We start from the raw sequence: 24,644 nt of genomic DNA on the forward strand, positions 1-24,644 counted from the left end.
CAATAGAGAATAGCTTTACGAATAATGGTTTTAACGTCATAAGTGCTGATTATTTACATTTTACTAACCTGGGGCCGCATCCTGATTGGGCTGCTTGATCTTCCAGCGGAAGGTTAATTTGGTTCAAAGTTGCAGGACAAGCCGCTGGTAAATGTTATTTTTATAGTGAATTATACAGTGTTCTTTCCACCTGCCAGTTTTAGTGCAAAAACTGCATCACAAGTGCATACAAATATGGATCATCGGTCACATTTTCAGTAGGTTATAGGGAGCTGAAACGCAGCAGGTTTTGCCAGTAACCAAACAGATAGCAATTATATCAAAGACAAGTAAAAGGGATCATTATGCGTATTGGTGTACCAAGAGAGCGGTTGGCCAATGAAGCCCGTGTTGCAGCCACGCCGAAAACGGTGGAACAACTGCTGAAATTAGGCTTCACCGTGGCGATTGAAAGCGGAGCTGGCCATTTAGCCAGTTTTGACGATGCGGCGTACCAGGAAGTGGGTGCCACCATTACGGATACCACCGATGTGTGGCAATCCGATATTATCCTCAAAGTGAATGCGCCTCTTGAGGGCGAAATTCCTCTGATACGGGCGGGGAGCACGTTGGTCAGCTTTATCTGGCCAGCTCAGAACCCTGAACTGCTGCAAACGTTGGCAGAGCGTCAGGTCACAGTCTTGGCAATGGATTCCGTGCCGCGTATTTCTCGCGCACAATCGATGGATGCACTCAGTTCGATGGCTAACATCGCCGGATACCGTGCCATCGTTGAAGCCGCACACGAATTTGGCCGTTTCTTTACCGGGCAAATCACGGCTGCGGGTAAGGTTCCGCCAGCGAAAGTGATGATTATCGGGGCCGGTGTTGCCGGTTTGGCCGCTATCGGCGCGGCAGGGAGCATGGGCGCAATTGTGCGAGCCTTTGATACCCGCCCGGAAGTAAAAGAACAAGTCCAAAGCATGGGGGCTGAGTTCCTCGAGCTGGATTTTGAAGAAGAAGCGGGCAGTGGTGACGGCTACGCCAAAGTGATGTCCGAAGCCTTTATCAACGCTGAGATGGCGCTGTTTGCCGCACAAGCAGCCGAAGTCGATATTATTGTCACCACCGCACTCATTCCCGGTAAACCTGCACCACGGCTGATAACCAAAGAGATGGTGGCGTCAATGAAGGCCGGCAGTGTGATTGTCGATTTGGCGGCCCAAACCGGGGGTAACTGTGAACTGACAGTGGCCGATAAAGTGACCGTGACGGAAAATGGCGTCAAAATCATCGGTTATACCGACTTGCCAAGCCGTTTACCGACACAATCGTCCCAACTTTACGGAACTAACCTGGTTAACTTGCTGAAATTACTCTGCAAAGAGAAAAATGGCGAGATAGAGATTGATTTTGAAGATACGGTTATCCGCGGTGTTACGGTGGTGAAAACCGGTGAAGTGACCTGGCCGGCCCCGCCGATTCAGGTTTCAGCACAGCCACAGGCGGCTAAAGCCGCACCACTAGTAAAAGAAGAGGCAAAACCGTCCTCTCCGTGGACCAAATATATCGTTATGGCGATAGCCATTGTGTTGTTTGGCTGGCTGGCGAATGTGGCACCGAAAGAGTTCTTATCTCACTTTACCGTATTTGCACTGGCGTGCGTGGTCGGTTACTACGTGGTTTGGAATGTGAGCCACGCACTGCATACACCGCTGATGTCCGTTACCAATGCGATTTCGGGCATTATTGTGGTCGGCGCATTGTTGCAAATTGGTCACGGCGGCTGGGTGAGTTTCTTATCCTTTATTGCCGTACTGATTGCCAGTATCAACATTTTTGGTGGCTTCACCGTCACCCAGCGTATGCTGAAAATGTTCCGTAAAAACTAGGTTATATATCCGTCAGGCTTATATAAAAAACCAAGTTGATAAACACAATGAAGGGGTAACTGATGTCTAGTGGTCTCGTTACAGCTGCGTACATCGTTGCTGCGATTTTATTTATTTTCAGTTTGGCTGGGCTGTCGCGCCACGAAACATCCAAACAAGGTAACACGTTCGGCATTACCGGTATGGCCATCGCGCTGATTGCCACCATTCTGGGGCCGGACTCAGGCAATGTTGCCTGGATTATCATAGCTATGGTGATTGGTGGTGCGATTGGTATTTATCTGGCGAAGAAAGTCGAAATGACTGAAATGCCAGAACTGGTCGCTATCCTGCACAGCTTTGTGGGCCTGGCGGCGGTGCTGGTTGGCTTTAACAGCTATCTGGATCACGGCACCACGGTAATGGATGCGGTGATGGTGAATATTCACCTGACCGAAGTGTTCTTGGGTATCTTTATCGGTGCGGTGACATTTACGGGTTCTATTGTTGCTTTCGGTAAGTTACGCGGGATTATTTCATCCAAGCCATTGATGCTGCCGCAACGCCATAAACTGAATTTGGCGGCGTTGGTGGTTTCATTCCTGTTGATGATTCTGTTTGTTAAAACTGACAGTGTGGCGCTGCAAGTGGTCGCATTGCTGTTGATGACCGTCATTGCGCTCGGTTTTGGCTGGCACTTGGTCGCGTCTATCGGCGGTGCCGACATGCCAGTGGTAGTGTCGATGCTGAACTCCTACTCTGGCTGGGCCGCCGCCGCCGCCGGTTTCATGTTAAGCAACGACTTGCTGATCGTGACCGGTGCTTTGGTCGGTTCTTCTGGTGCCATTCTGTCTTACATCATGTGTAAAGCGATGAACCGTTCGTTTATCAGCGTGATTGCCGGTGGTTTCGGCACCGATGGTTCTTCTACCGGTAATGCGGAAGAGATGGGTGAATACCGTGAGACGAACGCCGAAGAAGTGGCTGATCTGCTGAAAAATGCCAGCTCTGTAATCATCACTCCAGGCTATGGTATGGCAGTTGCACAGGCGCAGTATCCGGTGGCTGAAATTACGGCAAAACTGCAAGCCCGTGGCATCAAAGTTCGCTTTGGTATCCACCCGGTAGCAGGGCGCTTACCCGGCCACATGAATGTATTATTGGCCGAAGCCAAAGTCCCTTACGACGTGGTACTGGAGATGGACGAAATCAACGACGATTTCCCAGGTACTGATGTGGTATTGGTGATTGGCGCCAACGACACCGTAAACCCGGCAGCACTGGAAGATCCACGCAGCCCGATTGCTGGGATGCCAGTATTGGAAGTGTGGAAAGCGCAAAGTGTGATTGCCTTTAAACGTTCAATGAATACCGGTTATGCCGGCGTGCAAAACCCATTGTTCTTTAAAGAAAATACCCAGATGTTGTTTGGCGATGCCAAAGACAGCGTGGAAGCAATTTTACGCGCACTGTAAGGGTGATGTCGTCTCTGATTAAGGGCCACCGCGGTGGCCCTTATTTTTTGCGTTGCAATGTGGATTAGACTAACAAGCCAGGGCTATTCAGCATCCTCCAGATCTTCATTACCTTCTATCGGGCAGGTAAATCCTTCTGGTTTAATCGCCAGCAAATCACATTTAAGATGGTCGATCACATGTTCGGTGGTATTACCGATAAAGGCCGCCGATAGACCGGTACGCCCCAGTGTACCTAATACCACAACCCCCGCTTGTAGCTGCTGCGCCAGGTCAGGGATTACCTCTTCAGGCAACCCTTTCTCCACATGAGTGAATTTCTCATCAATACCAAACTGCTGACGTAAGGCTTTCATCGCCACCAGATGTTGACCACGAATCGCATCGTTATAAACGCTGGGGTCAAAATCAGGTAACTCAATGGCAATATTGATTGGCGTAACCGGATAAGCACTGATCAGATGCACCTGCGTTGGGTGGGTTTGGTGGGTTTTATTGAGATTTTCAGCCAGCTCGGTGGTTTCTTTAACCAGCCGTAGGTTGAGTGGATCATGCAGTGGATCTTCACTTGAGATATTGACCGCAACCAGGGCTGAACCACCTTCGGGCCACGGCTGGTCTTTCACCATCCATACCGGGCAGGGGCATTTACGTAATAAATGCCAGTCAGTTGGCGTGAAGATAATAGATTCCAGCCGATCGTGTTGATGGGCCATTTTTAGCAGCAAATCATGCCTGGCATTCAACACTTCCTGAATGATGGCTTCATAAGGACGGTTATGCCAAACCACTTTGATTTCAATCGGCACACCAGCATCAATGTAAAAACGACACTGCTCACTTATCCAGGCAGAACGTTGGCTAATCACCCCTTTACGCATAGCCGTGCGCTCATCAGGTGACAACAGGGTCGTCATGTCATAGGACAAGTCATAAATAGCCAAAAATGCTTTGATCCTGCCACCATTATGTTGCACCAGGTAAACCGCACGTCTTAATGCCGGTTGATCATCCTGATTGGGGTCAATAGCAACCAGAATATTCTGATACTTTGCCATAGAGTCTCCTTACTACCGAGAATTAACAGTTTGTTAGTTAAAGAGTAAACCATGAAAGGGAAAGAGAACAGGTGGGAGATCAAACCAGGCCAATAAATATATCCGTCATCTTTCAAGTTGCAGATCTATTGGCTTCTCTTGTTTGCCGCCTTCCTGCAACTTGAAATCTATAGGATATATACTTATCGGGTTTCTATTTTATTACAGGCCGGGGCGTGGATTACCGGCCAGTTGTGCCAAGGCTTCGGTATTCTCAATGGTGATATATTTACCTTTCACACTCAGAATATCGCTTTTCTGGAAACGGCCCAGTAAACGGCTAATCGTTTCTACGGTAAGACCTAAATAGTTACCGATATCACCACGGGTCATGGTGAGACGGAACTCACGCGGTGAGAAGCCACGCTGTGCAAAGCGGCGGGAGAGGTTGTAGATAAATGCGGCCAGACGTTCTTCAGCATTCTTTTTAGAAAGTAGCAGGATCATATCTTGATCGCTTTTAATTTCTCCGCTCATAAGCCGCATCATTTGCTGACGCAGATTGGGCATCTTGCCGGATAAATCATCCAGCGTATCAAATGGAATTTCACATACCATTGATGTTTCTAATGCCTGAGCAAAACTGGGATGTTGCAGATTACTGATAGCATCAAAACCGACCAAGTCACCCGCCAGATGGAAACCGGTGATTTGTTCATCACCTTCTTCGGTAATGGTGTAGCTTTTAATGGTCCCGGAGCGGATAGCATACAGCGATTTCAGTTCATCACCGGCTTTAAACAGCGCCTGTCCTTTCTGAATAGGTTTTTTCCTTTCAATGATATTGTCGAGCTGATCCAGCTCGTTCTCATTCAAGGTAAACGGAATACAGAGCTGACTGATACTGCAATCCTGACAGTGAATTGCACAACCACCAGACTGGATACGTCGGATAACGCGTTTTTCCGGGATCATAGGGTATTCCCATTAATATTGATATGCGTCAATTTTAACATCTTTTCTGACGTCTGATAAGAGCAACGATAGTTAGCACGCTAAAATATAACCCTCATGCATTAATAACCCCCGTTTTCGTTCTACACCACCGGCGTATCCGGTCAAATTGCCGTGCGAACCGATCACCCGATGGCAAGGGACAACAATAGAGATAGGATTCAATCCATTAGCCATGCCGACGGCGCGGGAAGCGGTAGGGCGATTTATTCTTTTTGCCAGCTCACCGTAACTGATGGTTTCGCCACAAGGAATTTTGCGCAGTTCTTGCCACACCTGACGTTGAAAATCCGTTCCGGCTGTTCTCACCGGCAAGTCATCGATAATGTGCAATTCACCTGCAAAATAGCGCTGGATGCTGTCACTTAGCCCCCCTGGATTACGGCTTTCAGCTAAGGTAAACGCGTTCGCACCATAGTGGTTGCGTAGTAACTTCATCAGGCGTTCATAATGGTCGGTCCAATCAATGGCACGGAGCCGGTTTTCTTCATCAGCAATCAGCAGCAACTCACCGAGTGGCGTCGCCATTTTATCAATCAAAAACGTTTCCATAAGTCTCCGATATGGTGTGGCTCAGGGCAGCTTATGCGCAATTATCACATGAAATAGGGCATCAGCAGATGACAATTTAGAGAGTTCTGCAAAAGTTTGTCGCAATAAATGATGCGCTTTGCTCCAATGACGTTGTCAGACTCATGACCAGCAGCAATTAATTGGATATTATCGATTGTAAAAGTCATTTTATTCAGCGCACAACATTAAGGTGATCATCACATGGAATCGAAACCGGCGCGCATTCTGATCAGTGCCTGCTTGATGGGCAAACCCGTGCGTTATAACGCCACCGCGTTGTCAGTCAGTGACGAAATTATCCAGCGCTGGCAAACTGAGGGGCGGTTGGTGCTTGTTTGTCCTGAGTTGTCCGCAGGGATGCCGGTTCCACGCCCGGCGGCGGAAATTCAACAAGGCCAGGGTGAGGCCGTGTTACAAGGGCAGGCTCGCGTGATTGAGCAATGGGGGAACGACGTGAGTCGCGAGTTCCTGCAAGGCGCTTATCAGACATTGGAATTAGCACAAAAGCACCATTGTGCCGTGGCGATTTTGACCGAAGGCAGCCCATCGTGTGGCAGTAGCCGTATCTATGACGGTAATTTCAGTGGGTCGCAACGGGCAGGTCAGGGCGTGACGACGGCATTACTGCGACGACATGGCATCACGGTGTTCAGTCATCATCAGCTCCAACAGGCAGACGATTTTTTGCGAAACGCCTCACATAACCCGCTCAATAATTAACCGAATGTCATAAAATACCGCTATACTGTATAAATAAACAGTATCACCACAAGGTCGCATTTTTGGTCATTTTATTTTGTTGAAACCATTAAGTCGAGGTAGCGATATGACATTCAAAATAGTAGAAAAACACCCACTGCAAATAGTAGGGATTCGTGTCGTTGGCCCTTATCACGAAACTATCCCTCAAGGTTTTAAACAGCTCTCAACACTCTATACCCAACACCAAATCCCCGCCAAAGATTGGCTGGCTCTCTATTGGGATAACCCTGAGGTCAATCCGCCGGCAGCGTTGCGTGCTGATGTTTCACTTTCTGTTGCCGCCGATTATGTTTTGCCGCCTGAACTGAGTGATCAACTGCAACAGCAAGTTATTCCTGCTGGCATGTATGCGGTTTATCATGCTCGAGTCACCGATGATGATTACGCCAAAGCGTGGAGCGAATTGTACAACCTGCATCTGCCACAGAGCGGTTATCGCCCTGCAAAAGGGGCTTGCTATGAGGTTTACCTCAATGACGGCATCACTGATGGCTATTTTGATATCGATATTTATCAGTCTGTAGAAAAAGCAGAATAAGTTGGGTGTAAATTAGTTTGGTATAAATTAATTGAGGGCAGCCGTTCCAGCGAGTTCGGCTGCTACGTTTTGAGTGATTCAGTGATTCAGTGATGAGTTGATGAGGTAATGGATTGCGCAATAATTAAGGCTAACTGTCATAAAAACGTCATTGGTATGTTCTAGTATCCGTTGTAACCCATTAATACAAATTGTATTACTGTTTTACAACAAGGAATTATATCGATGCAGAACCGCGTATCCACTCTGTCAGGCATAGCGCTATCTACTCTGTTATTGTCCAGCGCTCTGTTTACTCCCAATGCCATTGCTGCCGCCACCGGGTTATATGACCGTGCCGCTCAAGGCGATGTTACCCAGTTTGGCGGCGCACGCCGTTTGACCGGGGACCAGACTCAGGCACTTCGTGATTCGTTGTCCAACAAAACGGTAAAAAATATCATTTTGCTGATTGGTGATGGCATGGGTGATTCAGAGATAACCTCGGCTCGTAACTATGCAATGGGTGCCGGTGGTTTCTTTAAAGGAATTGATGCGTTGCCGCTGACAGGGCAATACACCCACTATTCGTTAGATAAGAAAACGCAGAAACCGGATTACGTGACAGATTCTGCGGCCTCTGCCACCGCATGGTCATCCGGTGTGAAAACCTACAATGGTGCGTTGGGGGTTGATGTGTTTGGTAAAGACCACGTTACTATTCTGGAATTAGCCAAAAAAGCGGGTAAAGCGACCGGCAACGTGTCAACGGCTGAGTTGCAAGATGCAACACCTGCGGCCCAGTTTGCCCATGTCACTGGGCGCAAATGCTATGGCCCAGAAGAAACCAGCGAAAAATGCGCGACCAATGCGCTGGAAAATGGCGGTCGCGGTTCCATTACGGAACAAATGATTGCCGGGCGTGCGGATGTCACGTTGGGCGGTGGGGCAAAATCCTTCAATCAGCAGGCTAAAGCCGGTGAATGGCAAGATAAATCCTTGCGTGATCAGGCGCTGGCTCGCGGTTATGTCATCGTCGAAAACCTTGATGAGCTGAAGGCGATAAAACAGGCAGATCAGCAAAAACCCCTATTAGGGTTATTCAGTCCAGGTAATATGCCGGTACGCTGGCAGGGGCCGAAGGCTTCTTATCACGGTAATTTGGATAAACCGCCCGTGGTTTGTGAGAACAACGCCGAACGCACCAAAGACATACCAACCTTGGCTGTCATGACAGAAAAAGCGATTGATCTGTTGAAAAACAATGAAAAAGGCTTCTTCTTACAAGTTGAAGGGGCATCAATTGATAAGCAAGACCATGCGGCTAACCCCTGTGGGCAGTTTGGCGAAACTGTCGATCTGGATGAAGCGGTACAAAAAGCCTTGGCATTCGCACGGGCTGACGGCAATACACTGGTGATTGTGACTGCCGACCATGCTCACTCTAGCCAAATTATTGAAGCGGATGCCAAAGCGCCTGGCCTAACACAGGCTTTAACCACCAAAGATGGGGCAGTGATGGCAATCAGTTACGGAAACTCTGAGGATGACTCTCAGGGGCATACCGGAACTCAATTGCGCATAGCCGCTTATGGTCCCCATGCAGCAAATGTGGTTGGTCTGACTGACCAAACGGATCTGTTCTTTACCATGCGCGATGCGATGGCACTGAAATAAGTACCGCACATTAATAGTGTGTTGAAGTTATTGACAACCTGTGCGGTACAGAGCGAATAGGCCGATCATAAAGACGCCGCAAAATCATCGCTGATGGTGTGGACGTTTTACTCTTCGACCTATCGACACCGTTTAAGAGCGTATCGTCGATATTTGTCAGCCGTCTGGTTATGGCGATTCTTCATTAATCCCGGAGCACTTTGTCCGGGATTTTTTACGTTGATGTTTTGACGGGCAGGGAGTTTGTCTACTGTGCGAGTCTTTACTAGCTGAATTCAGCGTCAACTGGCATAATTGTTTTATTCCATGTTTTTTCCCGCCAACGCGGTGGGAAAGTGATATAAAATATAATTCTGACTTATTATTTAACCTCTATTTTGTACTTAAGTGCAATTAATAGGGGGGCCGTTGTGTATTACCCAAAAATATCGGCACAAAAGAATTATTTATTAAATATTGCCCTTAACGGCAGCATAAAAATGACTATTTTAAGATAGGAGCATATAAACCATCGTGGCGAAGAAAAAATCGACGGGTACCGGCTGGGTTATCTTATTGGTAGTCGTTTTAGGGCTGATCACCGGTCTCCCAAGAGAGACGTGGATTGCGTTAAGTGCGGCTATCTTATGTCTGTTTTTTGTCTGGCAAAATCTTAAAGAGGCTACACCTCATGCCGGGCCGCCTATCACGCCGGATATGCACAAAATCTCTACAATCCCGGACTTGGGGGGCTACCCGTTAACGGTGTCCCCCACGCAAGCGGAAGAAACGCCAGAAGGTAACTCACCCCAAGGCGAGCAGGCGGCTGATAAACTTAAAGCAAAACAAGCCGAAACCTCAAGAGGATCGTTGGCCCGCGCATCGTGGCTGCGGCCCGGTGAATTGGCTGTGGTTGCCGGGTTAAGTTTGCCCGATGGCATGATTTATATCGGTAATAAATACAAAAGTAACCGCACCGGTGCGGAGCCTGCCTTTATTAACCCTTCAATGGATGTGGCCAGCGAAGAAATAGATATCTCCCTACCGTTGACCGATAACACCCCTGATTATTCAACGTGCAGCCCAGAGGCAAGAAGAGCTTATTTGCAGTGGCTATCGGAAGGGCGTAAATCTCCTACAGCGCATATAGGTTATGTCTTTTTATTCTTCTATGGCCTGGAACACCGGGTATTGATTGATGCAGGTATAGACACAACGGCAAAAAAAGAACTTCCCATTATTGAAATTGAAATTAATCGTCTATTAAATATATATGGGAAACATAATGCATTTAACCATTATGCTCAGAATTTATTAGTTTATATTGCCAGAGTGAATATAGAGCAGAAGCTCTATCTTTCTCCACCGCCACTCAGTCGCGATGCGTCCACCGAGTTACCATTGGCATTACTGGTCGGTTTAGGGCAATTGGCCGTTGACCAGAAGCCGCTCCCCGCGTCGTGGGCATTGGCTTGGGGTGAAGCAGACCCGGCAATCAATCAAGCTACGTCTATGGCGCATTGCGCTGACGTTTTTTCTCAACTTTTCCAACAACGTTATCAGGCGCAGTACGGAGATGGATTTTTATTGTCGGTCAATAAAACGAAGTTGCAGGTTTTCTATCGACCGGCCTCCGCAGGATTAATGGGGCAAGAATTTTTCCACCAGATAGGCGATCTGCCGAACGTAGCAGTGTGCAAATCGCATCGCGATAAACTGCGTTCCATCTTTGAAACATGCCAAAAAGATCTTGATATCTATAACCGCTTTGCCAGCGTCAATCCGCAGAAAAAGAGCACATTAGAAGGGCAATTATTACTGCCCATGCCATTGTGGTCTGAGGCACTAAAAACAGAACTGGAGAGTATTAAGGCCAGAGTGGGCTATGGTTTGTTACTCACCACTCTGGATGAGATTTTTACCCGGCTCAGTATCGCTTGTGCAACCAAACCGCCAGAACGGCTATCTCGTAGCCAGGTGATGGCATTAAGTTATGCGTTAGCCTCGTTGCAAGTTGGTATTGAGCCGGATGCGCGCGCGGATAATCGCACGCCAACCTTGCAAGATACAGTGGCGCTATTCCCTATTGAATCAATGTTGGCCGAATCGGCAAGTTTTGCCGCTTACCGTGTCACCATGTTGGCCGTGGAGCTGGCCTGTGCCGCAGTGATGATTGATGGGCGTATCGCAGAGCCGGAATCAATAATATTGACCAGACATATTGATGCCTGGAGCTATCTTAGCCCCGGTCAGCGAATGCGCTTGAAAGCTTATTTACAGCCGGGGATCAGAAAGAGCAATACCTTGCTGGCGTTGAAGAATAATTTGGAACCGCTGTCGGTGGAAAACCGCCGGGCGATTGCCCGTTTTCTGGCTCATCTGATTCAGGCCGAAGGGACGATTACACCGCAAGAAGTGCAGTTCCTTGAGCGGGTTTATAAGCGTTTTGCCCTGGATAGCAAACTGGTCTATAGCGATCTTGATAGCCGGGCGACGCCAATGACATTGAGCCTGCCCGCACCCACCGCTGAAGTAATTAATGACACTGATCGCGTAAACCTACTCAAAAACGAAAGTCAGGCGTTAGTTGAACGGCTTGAAACGCTTTTTACCACTGAAACTGTGGCCGCTCCGCAAGAAGCAGAAATAAGTGCGCAATCAATGGCTGCAATTTGCGCAGAGATGAAAGCAGACAGCGTAACCTTCTTGAAACTATTGATCTCTCGTGACACCTGGCAACGTGAAAAATTAGCGGATATTGCGGCAGATATGGAAATTAAACTTGATGACGCGCTGATTGAAATTAACCGGAAAGTGTTGGCCGCATTTGATAGTCCACTGATCACCGGCGATGCTATTGTTATGATTAATCGTGAAATATCAGCAGCATTGATGGTTTAAGGCGAGAAAGCAAACCACAATAACCTCACTTGAGCTGGCTCACAATAATCGCTACCATAGCGCGCTTAATGATGTCACAGAGATAATCGTCATGAAATACCAATGGATACTGTTCGACGCGGATGAAACACTCTTTCACTTTGATGCTTATCAAGGGTTGAAACTGATGTTTTCGCGCTTTAATGTAGAGTTTTCCGTACAGGATTTCGACTATTATCAATTGGTTAACCAGCCATTATGGGTTGATTATCAAAATGGCAAGATATCGGCCTCCGAGTTGCAAAATACCCGTTTTGAGATGTGGGCTGAAAAATTGGGCGTGGCAGCAACACGCCTGAACAGCGAGTTTTTGTTGGCAATGGCCGATATTTGTTCCTTATTACCCGGTGCGCGTGAGTTAGTTGATGCACTGAGGGGAAAAGTGAGTATGGGCATTATTACCAACGGTTTTACCGAACTTCAAACCCTCCGGTTAGAGCGCACAGGCTTACAAAATATCTTTTCACCTTTGATTATCTCTGAGCAAGTGGGCATAGCTAAACCTGATGTGGCGATATTTGAGCACGCTTTCAGCTTAATGAATCATCCACCTAAAGAACGTATTCTTATGGTTGGCGATAATCTTCACTCAGATATTCAAGGCGGGATTAATGCCGGAATCGATACCTGCTGGCTTAATACGCACGGTGCCGCCGCAGATAAAAATATTGCGCCGCGTTATCAGGTCAGTTCACTGGCTGAATTAAAAACATTATTACTGGCATAATTTCATTACCTTCCCGTTCAAGCAGGGTCATTGCCGCTATATTGTCAATAATGACCCTGCTCAGATAATAAGTATTCCATGCTTACCCTTGATGTGGCATTAAAGAAGGGGTGCCAACGACGGCGGGTTTCTGGCTTTGTAATGCCTGTTCATCCTGGCTGATACTGCCGCTATTAGCGGCCCAAACACCTTCTTGCGTTTTGGTAACCGCTTGATGTTGCGCATTCAAGTCTTGCCCTATTGCGGCAATATGCGTGCTTTCAGTGCTACCACTGTTATCAGCCCACGGGATTTGTGGATCGGCTGCGCGAGCGATGCTGGTGCTGGCTAACGCAATGATAGCAATAGCAAAAATAGATTTTATTTGAGTGTTCATATTATATACCTGCTTATTGTGATAAATACATTTTCTGTCTCTTAACAGAACCCTCTCACCCAAGCGGATAAATGCCGGGGGAGAGAGGTAACCAGCTTAAGCTGATACCCATACCAAAATTTAGCAACGGGTGCGATACCTGACGCGTTTTATGATTAAAATGTAATCAATATTAACGTTGTGTAATCTGGTGTGTGTTAGCGCGCTTGGTATTTAAAGGGGATATTGCGCGGTCTAACAGATAACCGCGCTCATCGCACTACTGCGTATTAACAGTAGTGCGGGCGACGGGCTTTCTAATCAGTTCAGTATTAGTGACAATGTCACCTCTGATTGGCAACCAGGTCTTCTACTTGATTGAAAATCACCATTTCTGGCCCGAATCGGCGCACCGCAAGTACATCTTCCAACTTCTCTAACTGGCTGATCATTTGCAACAGACGCTGATCATCGACGACTTGCAACCAGATACGGCTTTCCTCGCCACTGGCCAAAGGCATACATAAAATTCCTTCGACGTTAAATGCCCGGCGAGCAAATAAACCACAAATGTGGGACATAACGCCAGGGTGGTTACGCACGGTGAGAACCAGCGTGACCTGCTCTGCGTTTTTATGGGTAGCAACCTGTTGATTATTCATATTATTCGCCTCCAATCATATCGATATTTGCCGCGCCCGGAGGCACCATAGGATACACTTTTTCATCCACATCAATCAGCGCATGAATCAGTACCGGCCCTGGGCGGTTCAGGGCTTGGTGTAATGCGGCATAAGGATCGGTGGCGGAATTCAGGTCGCAAGTGGAAAAACCAAACCCTTCAGCGATATGAATGAAATTGGTGCGATAAGGGTAGTCGGCGGCAAAAATTCGTTTACCAAAGAAAAGCTCCTGTTGCTGATGAACCAGGCCCAGTGATTGGTTATTCATCAAAATAATCTTGACGTTCAGTTGTTCCTGCGCCGCGGTTGCCATCTCCTGAATATTCATCATCAAGCTACCATCGCCGGAAAAACAGACCACTTTGGCCTGTGGTTTGGCTAACGCGGCACCAATCGCCGCAGGCAAGCCGAATCCCATCGTTCCCAGCCCGCCGGACGTCAGCCATTGCCGCGGTCGACGCAACGGATAAGCCTGTGCCACCCACATCTGATGCTGACCCACATCGGTAGTAATGATGCAGTCATCATCCAGCGCCTCGGCGGTGGCCCGAATTAAACCGTAGTGACACAAAGGATTGCCACTATTGGGCTGATTGAACGGAAATTCACGCTGCATATCACTCACGGTAGTTCGCCACTCACTGCGGGCTTGCGCCTCGATCAGCGGTAATAAATGCGTTAATACCTGCTTAATATCTGCATTCATCGCCAAATGGGGACGACGGATTTTACCCAGCTCGGAGGGGTCGATATCGATATGAATAATGCTGGCATCAGGGCAGAATTGCTCGGCTTTACCGATGGCACGATCATCAAATCGTGCGCCGAGAACAATCAATAAATCGGCTTGCTGCATAATCAGATTGGTTGAGCGCGCGGCATGCATCCCTAACATACCCAGCGACAACGGATGGTCAACCGGCATGGTGCCTAATGCCATTAAGGTCATGGTGGTTGGCAAACCTGCTTGCTCTGCCAATTGAATCGCCTGCTGATGCGCCTCTGAACTGACGATGCCCCCGCCCAGGTACAGTACCGGTCGGGCAGCACGATTAATCATGTCAGCGGCCTGCGCGATAGCGCTTAGATCAACCGGGCAAGGTTCATCCGCAACACCGGGTGCGGGCAAGGTATCTAAGTCGATTTGTGCCAATTGCACATCTTTAGGAATATCAATCCATACCGGGCCGGGGCGACCTGATTGAGCAATACGAAACGCGGCCGGAATGACATGTGGTAACTCACTGATATCACGTACCAGATAATTATGTTTGGTGATGGGGATCGACATGCCATAAGTATCGACCTCTTGAAAAGCGTCTGTACCTATCATGGCGGAGGAAACTTGGCCGGTGATACAAACCAGCGGGATTGAATCTAGCTTGGCATCAGCAATGGCGGTCACCAGATTGGTGGCTCCGGGACCGCTGGATGCCAGACAAACGGCCGTTTCCCCTGAGGCGCGCGCCATGCCTTGCGCCATAAAGCCCGCACCTTGTTCATGTCGCGCTAACACATGGCGAATAATACGACTTTGCCCCAGTGCATCATACAGCGGTAACGCGGCTCCACCGGGTATGCCCGCAACAGTGGTAATGCCTTGCTGTTCCAGCAAACGAACGATCAATTGGGCACCTGTATAACGCATTGTTATATCCTTCATCAGGGCCGGTGCGGTAACAGAGTGGGGCAAAAAAGAAACCCCGCTCGGCTCGCGCCGGCGGGGTTTGGGAATCTTTCTGGATTCGTTACCCGTTACGGCGCGCTGCCGACCACCACCACCACTAGGACGCGCACGACTACGACTGCGTCAACATGCGCAGTGTTTTGTAGTAGGGCGAAATTAGCAGTGGAATAGTTCACGGGGTATCTCATCAAGTAGTGTAATAAGCCTTGAAAGATAAACACGATTAGCCCAAAGGCACAAGCGTATAGATTAGGCAGAATGCAAAAATCCAAAGTTGATCACAGAGTTATCGACCCAATAGGGTATTGCCGCTTTAATCAAAAAAAAGTAATAGGTTGTATATTAATGATATTTTTTTAATTTTTGCGGCTTTGACGCACATTGGCAAAAATAGACAAATGGGTGAGGGTAAAAACAAAACTCATTGAAAATCCAAGAGGTAACGTTTTGTTGACACTTTGTTTAAAAGCCAAACAGTAAAGTATCAATCCTTGACGTGAATGGAAACCGCTTGATAAAGCATTAGAAGGGACTTATGCATAAATTGTTACCTTGGATTTTTGTTATTGCTTTAGTGGGGTGCGGTGCGAAAAATAACCCGCACGAAATAGTCGATATCGATAACTACACATCCAGTCGCATTAATAGCATTATTGAAACACAAGCAAAAACAGCGCATAACCGCAGTGCCGGAGACGCGATCACGCAGATTTCAGCCGAATTTTTAGGAACGCCTTATGAAGCTAACAGGTTGGTTGGTTCAAACACTGAACCCGAAAAGTTAGTGATAGACTTCAGAGGGTTAGACTGTTTTACCTACCTTGATTATGTTGAAGCATTGCGTAAAACCACCGCTAAATCTGACTTTATTCAACAGGTGATTCGAACACGCTATATTGATAGCAATGTAAATTATCTACATCGCAAGCACTTCTTTACCGATTGGGCCAATAGAAAACCGTTAAACGCGCAAGATGTTACTGCACAAATTAGCCCTCATGCGGTCACGATAATGAAGCATCTGAATCAGAAAAAGGGGGGTGGGGAGTTTATTCCTTCACTGGGTGTTACCCCACGGAATGTAACGTTTATACCCCCTGAATTTATCGATGACACGGTAATCAGCCAGTTGAGATCCGGTGATTACATCGGTATCTATACCTCAATTCAAGGGTTGGATGTCACACATACCGGCATATTTATCATGACCAACAACGGGCCAATGCTGCGAAATGCATCTTCGCTGAAAGGGAATAACAAGGTTGTTGACTCACCTTTCATGGAGTATGTGAAAAAAACGCCGGGTATTATTGTCCTGCGAGCCTTATAGCCGAGACTTAGGCCATCGTAGTCAGCCGCTGACCGCGATGGCCTGTTTTACTGAGTTTTATTATTCAGCTTTAGGTTGAAGCAATATAACTATTGCGGCCAACTGCTGGCGATGCAATTCACTGATTTCGTTTCCTGCGCAATGCCCTTCATTTTGAGTAATCATTTCACCCAAGCCAACCAGCCAGTCATAAATATAAAAGGCGGTATTATTGGTCGGTGCTAATGATAATTTAGTTAAACGGAGTGAGGCGCTTAACGATGATGCCGATTGAGGGGGATGAGCAAATATTTTATAACCCCGGTTGATGCGACTCTCAGGCCGCTGGTTTTCACTGACGTGTAAAAAACCTAACCAGGCAACAAAATCGCCCAATACCGCCAGAACGCGCGACACCTGACGGTCTGCTTTCATTTCGCGATGCTGGCCAACTTGTTCGTTATCGGCCAGTATGTTGACCAAACTGCCAGCAACATCCAGCCGAATACTGGCGGTGATAAGTTCAGACACTAATAATTCAATCGTGGGCTTAGTGACGCCGAGTAATTCAACCAATGGGCCGTTATCGGGCAGTTGACGCAGGTGATTTATCCAGTAGCGTTGCACGCGGGTGGCGTATTCCATTTCATAATCGTCACTCGCCGCCGGAGCCGGGGGAGTCAGCGGATCTATCGACACGGGCGAGTCGCTAAACAAGTCAATATCAATGCCAATACTGAAAGGCTCGGTGTTAATTTGAGGCTTGCGCGGTTCATTTGAGCCAACCTGTTGCTGTCGCTGGCCGGCAAATAAGTACAGGTGGCGTAACTCTTCGCGTGAGGGAAGTAATCTCTCCAGCAATTCGCCGTGAACCCCGGTTCGTGTTTGCAATGTTTTGAGCAAAATTTCTGCTATACGTTGCTTGTGTTGTGCTTCATTAAACGTCGGTTGATGCCAGCCCAGCAACAGGTTATCAACCAATTCCCGTTGCAGCTCTTGCAGTTGCTCGCTGATGCGTTCAGCTTTGATACCACGGTGAATTTCTTTCGACAGATAAGCAATCATCCGTTCAACGCCACGTTGATCAACTGCCAGCATGGTGCCCCAACTGTCACCGGGGTTACCGACTGAGCGCTGTACCGCTTCATCGTAATTTTTGTCTTTTGCGACGAAAATAGGCGGCTGTTTCTCCGCTACAATGCGTTGGTCAAAAGGTGTTAGCACCCAAATCAGGCCCGGATTACGGCGCGATCGAACTTGAGTATTCTCGCCCTGAGTCTCTTTAACCCAATAATCCAATGCCTTACCTATGTGTTTTACTTCATTTCGCAGGCTTACTGCCTGACAGACTAATAACAAATTGATCTGCTGTTTATCGGTGTAGCGTTCCAGTAAATAGGTGTTCTTAGCCCGCGAAAGCCGATTCGCCAACGGATAGCAATCATCTTCAGCGTGAGGCGGTAGGTCACTTTTCTCACTAAAATTGGGGAAATCCAGTAGATCGACAGTTTCAAACCCCTTTTCCTGTGCCGGCATTTGTAATGGAATAGTTAATTCGACCGTCAACAAGGTAAGCTCGGCGAGTGACAACGTCACCGATTCGCTGGCGTTGCTCTCTGTACAAGGGCGTACCTGAATCTGGACATCGGCGGGGGTATTTAGGTCGCTGAGTGTCGCAACATTCATGATGCCATTGGCGGGTAATAGGGTGTCATCCACCAATACACCCAGCGGGGCCAGGACTTGCTGTACATGACCAAGGTGCTGCAAGGTGTAAGCAAAATGGCGGTAAGCCGCAGTTAATTCCTCACTTTCCCCCCACAGTAAGGCAAACAGTCGCGCGCGATCATCAATGCTAAGGTAAGGAGCCAACGCGACGGCGGCTGGCCAAAAATGGGTTTCCAACGCCTTTTGGCGCACAGCATCATGGCGCAGCAGCGAATCCCAAAGCGCAATCACATCGTCATTGTTGATACCGGCCACTGCCACGGGTTGCCGGTGCATTGCCAACTGTTGGAGATGATCCGTTATATATTGTTCATCCAGCGCATGACCTGCTTTTTCCTGATGGCCATCCAACAAGAAAGCCGTCGCCATAATTCTGGCGATATCCTGTTCACTCAGCAGAGAAAGCCGCACCGGATAAGCCTCATCGGTGATTACCGCGTGATGGCTAAAGCGGGTGACTAAACCACTGGCCTGATAGTCGGGTTTGATTTGCTGCCAGAAGTCCAATGTTTTACCGCCAAGGCGGGTTGCTACCCGGCCATGCTCATCGGCAATCAACGCTGAGATCAGGTATTTTCTTCCCGCACTGGAGTGCCCGAAAAAGCCTATCGTCATCGCATTACGGGATGTCTGCGCCAGATGGCGGGCTTTGTTAGCGACTCGGCGCAGTTTAAGCGCCAGATGATCAGCCTCAATATCCAGACGTGCAGCGTGTCGGCGCACCGTGCTAATCCAGTCAATGGTTTGATCAATGCCTTGAGTCACCTGTTGGAGCTGGCTATGGAGTTGTTGGTTGGTTAACGATTTCATTTTCTAAATACGCTCCCACTATCAATCCAATAATGGGTTGATCCTGAGCCATTGCTGGCTAATGTGTTCAATTTGAGGCGCAAGTGATGTGAGGGGACGCGGCTGCCATCTTGTAATACGGCATCGGCTATCTCAAAACGTTCTGGGCCAATCGATAGCTTATCTTCTTTTGTCAATTGCAATTTGACCTGCAAGACGCTGTCACCGGCAACTTTACGCGCCAGTTCTTGATCGACAATCGACAAGGTATAAAGTGGCGAGGCAGGCCAGCGCTCATTATCAAGCTGACGGAATCCCAGGCACAGAGAACCACGGACTTGGAAATCGGAGGTGGAAGGTAAGCTAAAATGCGGGCTATCCAGATCAATTTCACGGTAGTAGACATTATCTTCAGTCAGGGCCTGACTGCTGTCCAGCATCCCCAGGTAGCGAATGGTTGAATAAGGTTGGAAATCACCCGCTTTAAAGTAGAAACCTGGCAGCCGTAAATCTAACGACAGCAAACACAACATGGCCCCCACTGCGGCGGTGGATTTAGGGTTATCAATGCGGCCATTTTTATTAAATGGATACCAATCATTAGTGTGGTAGCCATCCAGCGATAAAATGCGGTTGTTAGGTAGCGGTTGCAGATGGCGGAATAGCGCTTGAATACCGGGGAAGCGTGACGGGCGGCCAGTGAGTAGCAACACATCGCAAGCATACAGCGACACCACTTCAGACAGAGAACGCAGGTTTTGCGTAATACTCATGCGGTTAGATAAAAACTCAGCGTGCAATTTGCTCAATTTCACCACTAACGGCACATGCAAGATATCAAATAGAGCGGCATTGGCCGGCAATTCCCGCTGGACTTCACTGTTAATGTATTCCAATACGTTATCTGTCGGCTGCTGTGTCAGCAGTTCACCGACGTTGGCGTCAATCTCAGCGGCGGTATCCAGCGGGTCAAAACGTTCATAGGCTTCCAGTATTGACCGGCCAACCGGCATGAAAATTTGCAGCGTCGCTTGCTGGCGCAGTGTCGATTGCCCATCCATCCGGCCTTCATTACCAAAGAGCTTATCCATTAGCCCATCTACGTTAGCCACCCCGGTTTTTTTCAGCATGACCTGTAATGCTGGCAGAATGTAGAGCTGGATGACATCAAGCAGAATATCATCCCCGGCAACTTTGAATCCTTCACGGAACAGCAGGCGTGGGCTAATTTTGACATTATTACCCAGGCCATCGTCCAGCCAGTACTGTGTCACCGCCAGATCAGTAGTGCCCCCACCAATATCAATTGAGGCGATACGCAAGGTTTTCCCTGCGATTTCATCTGCCGCCAACTGCTTATCCGGCCTTGCCATACTGGCGAAGAAGGCGGCAGTGCGCCCCCCGAAATTAACTTGTGTTTCGTTATACAGGTAAACCATCTGACCACAGGTGGCTTCATCCCATTCCATCTGCACGTCAGGCACTGGGACTTGGCTCTTCGCCCAGTCGTGCTCTGTGGCAAAATTCTCATCGGCGGGGTGCCATCCCATCGCTTTCCACACCAGGGCGATAGCCTCATGCATCCGGCGACGGAAAATTTCACGCTCTGGTTTTGGCATCGCTGAGGGCAGGGTAAGAATAATGGAACGTAATTGGCGGGGCGCATTAACATGGGTCATTTTCATCCGCTGCGCCGCGCTGTTAATTTGCATTAGCGCCTGTGACAGTAATTCCGCCAGCATTAACGCCATCACTGCGCTGCGGCTATAGTGGGGTGAGAAAACCGGTAAGCGCTCATCCGCCGGTAAGTTATATAGCGGCTGCCCGTCATCGTTGAGCAAGTGGGTCAGCGGCAGAGCCGTTGCCGGTGTTTCGTGGGATGAGTCGCTTGGCGTGTTATTGAAACGCCAACCGGCAGCATAAGTTTCTTCATCCCACAAATAACGCCGTGGACTGGAAATACCGCTAGAACCCTCGGTTCCTACTCGCTGTAAAGCCATACGGCTGGCTTCCCGGCCAACGCGGGTAATGGTGGGCCAGATAAAGGCGTCATCGCGGCCACTTTCGACTGAAAAGTTGGGTTTACCGAATCTTGCCGGTGCGAATTCAACGCGGCTTTCAAATAATTCGTTATACAGCGAGTGAGGCTCACTTAAATCACGGATTTGTAATTCATAGCTCTGTTTCAACCCATGACTTTCATCAACATGATCTTCCACCAAAATGCCACAGGTATGGGAGTTACCCACGTCCAGAATCAGGTCAACATTCACCGCCGGCTCTTGCAAGGTGCTGGTATTGAGTTTGATTTCCGGTATAGCCAGTTGACGGCCCAGTAATTCCAGTAAGTTCAAATAGTGGGCCTGATACTCAAACTCACGCAGCGACACCGTAATATGGCGCGCGCTGCGCTCTTCTTGTTGTGACGCTTGCTGGGTAAAGACTTCACGTAACCAGCCGTCAACCCAGGTGAGATCGAGGAATTCGGCAATTTCCTCATTGTGGTAAGCCAAGGCAAAACTGAGGCCCGTTTTGATATCGTTCTCATTCGGTGCCAGATTCTCGCAGGCGTGGCCTTCCGGATAGACTTTAGTATCAAAAGCAAGCGTGACGCGCAGGGTATTGCCATCTTGATCCGGCGTATCTAACTGCAATATTTGCACTCTGGCCCAATTATCTGGCCCGCTGACAAAGGCGCGCGGGGGACTAAAACGCAAGAACGGCAGTGGCAACCAGATCTTATTCAGTAGCTTGAGTGATTGTTCCAGCGGGAAGCTAAACTCGGGTTTAACAATTTCAGGGGCAGCCCCCGGAACCATTAGCGCGTATTTGCCATTATGTGAGTGATAATTCAGGCGTAGCAACGGGCCATTAGCACTTTTTCTGACAAATTTGTTAGGCAGTTCGCTATCGGTCTCAGGTGTTAAAGCAAAGTCCAAAAACTGAATACCGCTGTTTTGAATGAGCGTAATTTTCTGTTTATAATCCGTGATCGTTGCCAGCATAGTGTTATTTACTCTCACGCTTCATCATCATAGAAAGGGTGGTATTGGCATCATAGCGACCTTTGCAATCAGCAATGCCCTCAACACCTTGCTTACAGACTATCTCCGGTATTTGATATTTCGAACCATCACTGCATTGCGCTCTATAGCGGCTATTAATCACCAAATTGCCTGATTTCATCAGCCCTGCGGTGACATTGGCGCGGCAAGTAACATTATCGCCGTGGGTGATTCTTACCGTGCCTTTGCCATTTTTGAGCTGATATTTCAAGCTCGGTGCCTTACCGGTGTGCGACGGTTTGATATCCGGGCTGACACGCCAGTTACCGTTAAGGAACGTCGTTGAGCCAATTTTGACCGCCTCAGCAGGGAGGATCAGCGCATTTTTGCTCACAACGCTGGACGGTGGGCTGATTGCTGCAACCGGTTCGGTTGGTGTCGCAGCACTTTCTAATGGCAGGGCAACGGTGGCCTGACTCAACGGGAGTTGCGGCGTAATAAGAGGCTTAGCGACTGGCTCAATGGCCACCGGCGCTACAACTTTAGGTTGTGCAATGATGTCTCTTGGCTCTGCAACGACCGGCGTGGCCGCAATTGGTGTTGCGGGCATCCCGCCACTGAATTGCACTATCAGCGCCACCACCAATGCCAGAACCGGTAATGCCCAACGGATACGCTGCCAGCGCGCGCGCGGCTTGGCGGGGTGGGTCGGGTTGGGCAATTCAGGAGGAAGCACGGGTGCCGGTGGTGTTTCAGTGGTAACCGGCGGGGTCATTGGGGCGGCGTTAGCCACAGGGGGGGCCGTGATTTTCGCCGCCATCGCGGTTTCTGCTGTCATAACCGCAGGTTCAAGGGGTTCAGTGGTCAGACGTAAGCAATCGAGCGGGTCGGGACGCATTTTTTTATCTTGGCTGACAAACCCCCAACAGGTGATCACCGGCTTGCCCGCAACCAGATAAACGTGATTTTGATCAGGGAATTGCAGGGTTTTGGCTAACAAAACACCGAATAACCGCTGGGCGGCTTTTTCGGATTGTTGCGCCCGCTGGCACAATTCGTTGACACTCGACAGGCACACCGACAATTGTTTGATTGCCGCTTTGCGCTCGGTGCTACTGGCTGCCAGCCAGGAGGTCACATTCCCGTCAATCGGTGCATACCAATCAATGCGATCGCATTGTTCATTAAGCTGAGGAATAGCCAGACAGTCAGCGATATGCTGCTGTTTTTTAAGACGTAGCGCTTCTCTTATCTGAAATGCGGAGGCATAAACCGGTTGCCCGTTCTCACCTAACGCCAGAATATCGTCCAAACTGCCACTGCGTAAAAATGATTTTGCCACGCAAAAAAGACCTTTGTAATGATGCCCAAGGCAGAAAAATATGTTGTCTGCGACAACAACTACTTTAGGGCCAAAAGCAGGAATCAAACGGTGGAATAAAGGGCAAAATGCCCCGTTGTTTTCAACCGGCGGCCGATAAGCGCATGGTGCAAAAGAGGGAATGCACAATAAAAGGCATTAATAACGGTGGGGGCCAGGCCAATAGTCACTTTATGAAAGACCTGAATAAGTCTGCGGCTTACCTTATCGCAGGAATAATAAGTAGGAATACGATAAATGAAAATTTTTAGCCGTATGTTGCAGTCAATTAAGTTAAACACCGTTGGGGTGCAGGGTAATGCAACAACTCGGTTGGGACAGGCTTTGTCCCAGGCCTCTAATACCATGGAAAAAAGACCCGAAGCCTCAAAATCGAAGGGTAAAGCACCGCAACCTACCGATAAGATGAAGTTCGAGGCGGCAAAGAGAGGGTTGGAAACCTCAAAACCGAAAGGTAAAGCACCGCAACCTACTGATAAGATGAAGTTCGAAGCCTTAGAAATGAAGGGGAGCGAAGCCGTTAATCGTAAGGCTCCTAGCATTACTGATCTTGCTAACCTTCTTCGTAGTGTTAAGCCTGTTGACCTTGCTAACATTAAAAATGCGCTTACACCTGCGTTGGTTCAATTCGAGCGGAGTCGAATAAATACAAGGGAAGAAAAGCCAAAAAGCCCAGTACATACGAGGAGCGAAGCGCTGAAACCCTGCCGTCCGGCCCCCAAACCGCCCCTTAATTCGCAGTTTAAAGCCGTCACTCGTGACGTCAAAGCAGATCCCGTAGCGGCAAATGTAAAAGAACCTGTCACCACCGGGCAGAAGTTTAGCGGGCAGGGCAGACAGATACAGAGGCCGAGTAGCCCACCGCCAGCGCCTCCGGTGGCCGCAAGTGCAACCGCGTTTGTCACCACCGGGCAGAGTAAGCCGTCACGGGAGCCTGCCGATCTATTACCTCCGACCACTGCTGATGTTTATACCAACAATGTTGCAAATTCACTCGCCGCTGCGCTGAAAGAATTCAAAGCAGATAAGGTAAAGGCAAGAGAAAAATGGTTGGGAGCAGCAAGCAGTCAACTGATCACTCAGCCACTGAAGATGCACCGCACGGAGCAGTAATTTGGCCTTGCTTTAAAACTTCACGTTTAGCTCTGCCAGCTAA

General features: G+C 48.7%; 19 protein-coding genes. 9 read left to right on the forward strand and 10 right to left on the reverse strand.

Features of this window, described 5'->3' with window-relative positions:
• Positions 1–344 precede the first annotated feature (344 nt).
• The gene (pntA, locus tag AT01_RS01925) at positions 345–1,871 is read left to right on the forward strand and encodes a Re/Si-specific NAD(P)(+) transhydrogenase subunit alpha (protein WP_042545860.1); all 1,527 of its coding nucleotides are present in this window, start codon (positions 345–347) and stop codon (positions 1,869–1,871) included.
• A gap of 62 nt (positions 1,872–1,933) precedes the next feature.
• On the forward strand, positions 1,934–3,325 hold the full coding sequence (pntB, locus tag AT01_RS01930; RefSeq protein ID WP_042545861.1) for a Re/Si-specific NAD(P)(+) transhydrogenase subunit beta: 1,392 nt from the start codon (positions 1,934–1,936) through the stop codon (positions 3,323–3,325).
• An 83-nt stretch (positions 3,326–3,408) separates the two neighbouring features.
• On the opposite strand, the gene uspE is transcribed toward pntB, so the two are convergent.
• From uspE to ogt, 3 genes are all read right to left on the reverse strand, one after another.
• On the reverse strand, positions 3,409–4,383 hold the full coding sequence (gene uspE / locus AT01_RS01935) for a universal stress protein UspE (RefSeq protein ID WP_042545862.1): 975 nt from the start codon (positions 4,381–4,383) through the stop codon (positions 3,409–3,411).
• A gap of 201 nt (positions 4,384–4,584) precedes the next feature.
• Positions 4,585–5,337 (reverse strand): FNR family transcription factor, encoded by a 753-nt coding sequence (locus AT01_RS01940; RefSeq protein WP_004702060.1) that lies wholly within the window; start codon positions 5,335–5,337, stop codon positions 4,585–4,587.
• Positions 5,338–5,409: 72 nt separating this feature from the next.
• On the reverse strand, positions 5,410–5,928 hold the full coding sequence (gene ogt / locus AT01_RS01945) for a methylated-DNA--[protein]-cysteine S-methyltransferase (RefSeq protein ID WP_042545863.1): 519 nt from the start codon (positions 5,926–5,928) through the stop codon (positions 5,410–5,412).
• A gap of 222 nt (positions 5,929–6,150) precedes the next feature.
• On the opposite strand from ogt, the gene AT01_RS01950 reads away from it, so the two are divergent.
• The 5 genes from AT01_RS01950 to yjjG all read left to right on the forward strand — a co-directional run bounded on the left by AT01_RS01950 (position 6,151) and on the right by yjjG (position 12,551).
• On the forward strand, positions 6,151–6,669 hold the full coding sequence (locus tag AT01_RS01950; RefSeq protein ID WP_042545864.1) for a DUF523 domain-containing protein: 519 nt from the start codon (positions 6,151–6,153) through the stop codon (positions 6,667–6,669).
• Between the two features lie 106 nt (positions 6,670–6,775).
• On the forward strand, positions 6,776–7,249 hold the full coding sequence (gene sbmC, locus AT01_RS01955) for a DNA gyrase inhibitor SbmC (protein WP_042545865.1): 474 nt from the start codon (positions 6,776–6,778) through the stop codon (positions 7,247–7,249).
• 225 nt (positions 7,250–7,474) lie between these two features.
• Positions 7,475–8,905 carry an alkaline phosphatase gene (gene phoA / locus AT01_RS01960; protein WP_042545866.1) on the forward strand — a complete coding sequence of 477 codons (1,431 nt, stop codon included), beginning with the start codon at positions 7,475–7,477 and terminating at the stop codon, positions 8,903–8,905.
• Between the two features lie 513 nt (positions 8,906–9,418).
• Positions 9,419–11,785: a tellurite resistance TerB family protein gene (locus AT01_RS01965; RefSeq protein ID WP_042545867.1), complete on the forward strand. Its 2,367-nt coding sequence runs from the start codon at positions 9,419–9,421 to the stop codon at positions 11,783–11,785.
• Positions 11,786–11,876: 91 nt separating this feature from the next.
• Positions 11,877–12,551 (forward strand): pyrimidine 5'-nucleotidase, encoded by a 675-nt coding sequence (yjjG, locus tag AT01_RS01970; RefSeq protein WP_004702049.1) that lies wholly within the window; start codon positions 11,877–11,879, stop codon positions 12,549–12,551.
• 82 nt (positions 12,552–12,633) lie between these two features.
• On the opposite strand, the gene AT01_RS01975 is transcribed toward yjjG, so the two are convergent.
• From AT01_RS01975 to AT01_RS22455, 4 genes are all read right to left on the reverse strand, one after another.
• Positions 12,634–12,927 carry a hypothetical protein gene (locus tag AT01_RS01975; protein ID WP_042545868.1) on the reverse strand — a complete coding sequence of 98 codons (294 nt, stop codon included), beginning with the start codon at positions 12,925–12,927 and terminating at the stop codon, positions 12,634–12,636.
• A gap of 323 nt (positions 12,928–13,250) precedes the next feature.
• On the reverse strand, positions 13,251–13,568 hold the full coding sequence (gene ilvN, locus AT01_RS01980; protein ID WP_042545869.1) for an acetolactate synthase small subunit: 318 nt from the start codon (positions 13,566–13,568) through the stop codon (positions 13,251–13,253).
• 1 nt (position 13,569) lies between these two features.
• Positions 13,570–15,237: an acetolactate synthase large subunit gene (ilvB, locus tag AT01_RS01985; RefSeq protein ID WP_042545870.1), complete on the reverse strand. Its 1,668-nt coding sequence runs from the start codon at positions 15,235–15,237 to the stop codon at positions 13,570–13,572.
• Between the two features lie 107 nt (positions 15,238–15,344).
• Positions 15,345–15,464: an ilvB operon leader peptide IvbL gene (locus tag AT01_RS22455; RefSeq protein WP_071841477.1), complete on the reverse strand. Its 120-nt coding sequence runs from the start codon at positions 15,462–15,464 to the stop codon at positions 15,345–15,347.
• A 347-nt stretch (positions 15,465–15,811) separates the two neighbouring features.
• Between AT01_RS22455 and AT01_RS01990 the strand changes: the two genes are divergently transcribed.
• Complete coding sequence (locus AT01_RS01990) at positions 15,812–16,606, forward strand: DUF1460 domain-containing protein (protein WP_042545871.1); 795 nt, start codon at positions 15,812–15,814, stop codon at positions 16,604–16,606.
• 60 nt (positions 16,607–16,666) lie between these two features.
• Here the strand turns inward: AT01_RS01990 and AT01_RS01995 are convergent, their stop codons facing one another.
• Genes AT01_RS01995 through AT01_RS02005 form a run of 3 tightly spaced genes read right to left on the reverse strand, consistent with a single transcriptional unit; the run spans position 16,667 to position 23,449 of the window.
• Positions 16,667–19,123: a putative virulence factor gene (locus tag AT01_RS01995; protein ID WP_042545872.1), complete on the reverse strand. Its 2,457-nt coding sequence runs from the start codon at positions 19,121–19,123 to the stop codon at positions 16,667–16,669.
• Complete coding sequence (locus tag AT01_RS02000) at positions 19,120–22,107, reverse strand: virulence factor SrfB (RefSeq protein ID WP_042545873.1); 2,988 nt, start codon at positions 22,105–22,107, stop codon at positions 19,120–19,122. Before AT01_RS02000 ends, AT01_RS01995 begins: the two co-directional genes overlap by 4 nt.
• Positions 22,108–22,111: 4 nt before the next feature.
• Positions 22,112–23,449 carry an SrfA family protein gene (locus AT01_RS02005; RefSeq protein ID WP_042545874.1) on the reverse strand — a complete coding sequence of 446 codons (1,338 nt, stop codon included), beginning with the start codon at positions 23,447–23,449 and terminating at the stop codon, positions 22,112–22,114.
• Between the two features lie 276 nt (positions 23,450–23,725).
• Between AT01_RS02005 and AT01_RS02015 the strand changes: the two genes are divergently transcribed.
• Positions 23,726–24,601 carry a hypothetical protein gene (locus tag AT01_RS02015; protein ID WP_042545876.1) on the forward strand — a complete coding sequence of 292 codons (876 nt, stop codon included), beginning with the start codon at positions 23,726–23,728 and terminating at the stop codon, positions 24,599–24,601.
• The last annotated feature ends 43 nt before the right edge of the window (positions 24,602–24,644 follow it).

The organism is Yersinia aldovae 670-83, from assembly GCF_000834395.1.
GTDB classification, from domain to species: domain Bacteria; phylum Pseudomonadota; class Gammaproteobacteria; order Enterobacterales; family Enterobacteriaceae; genus Yersinia; species Yersinia aldovae.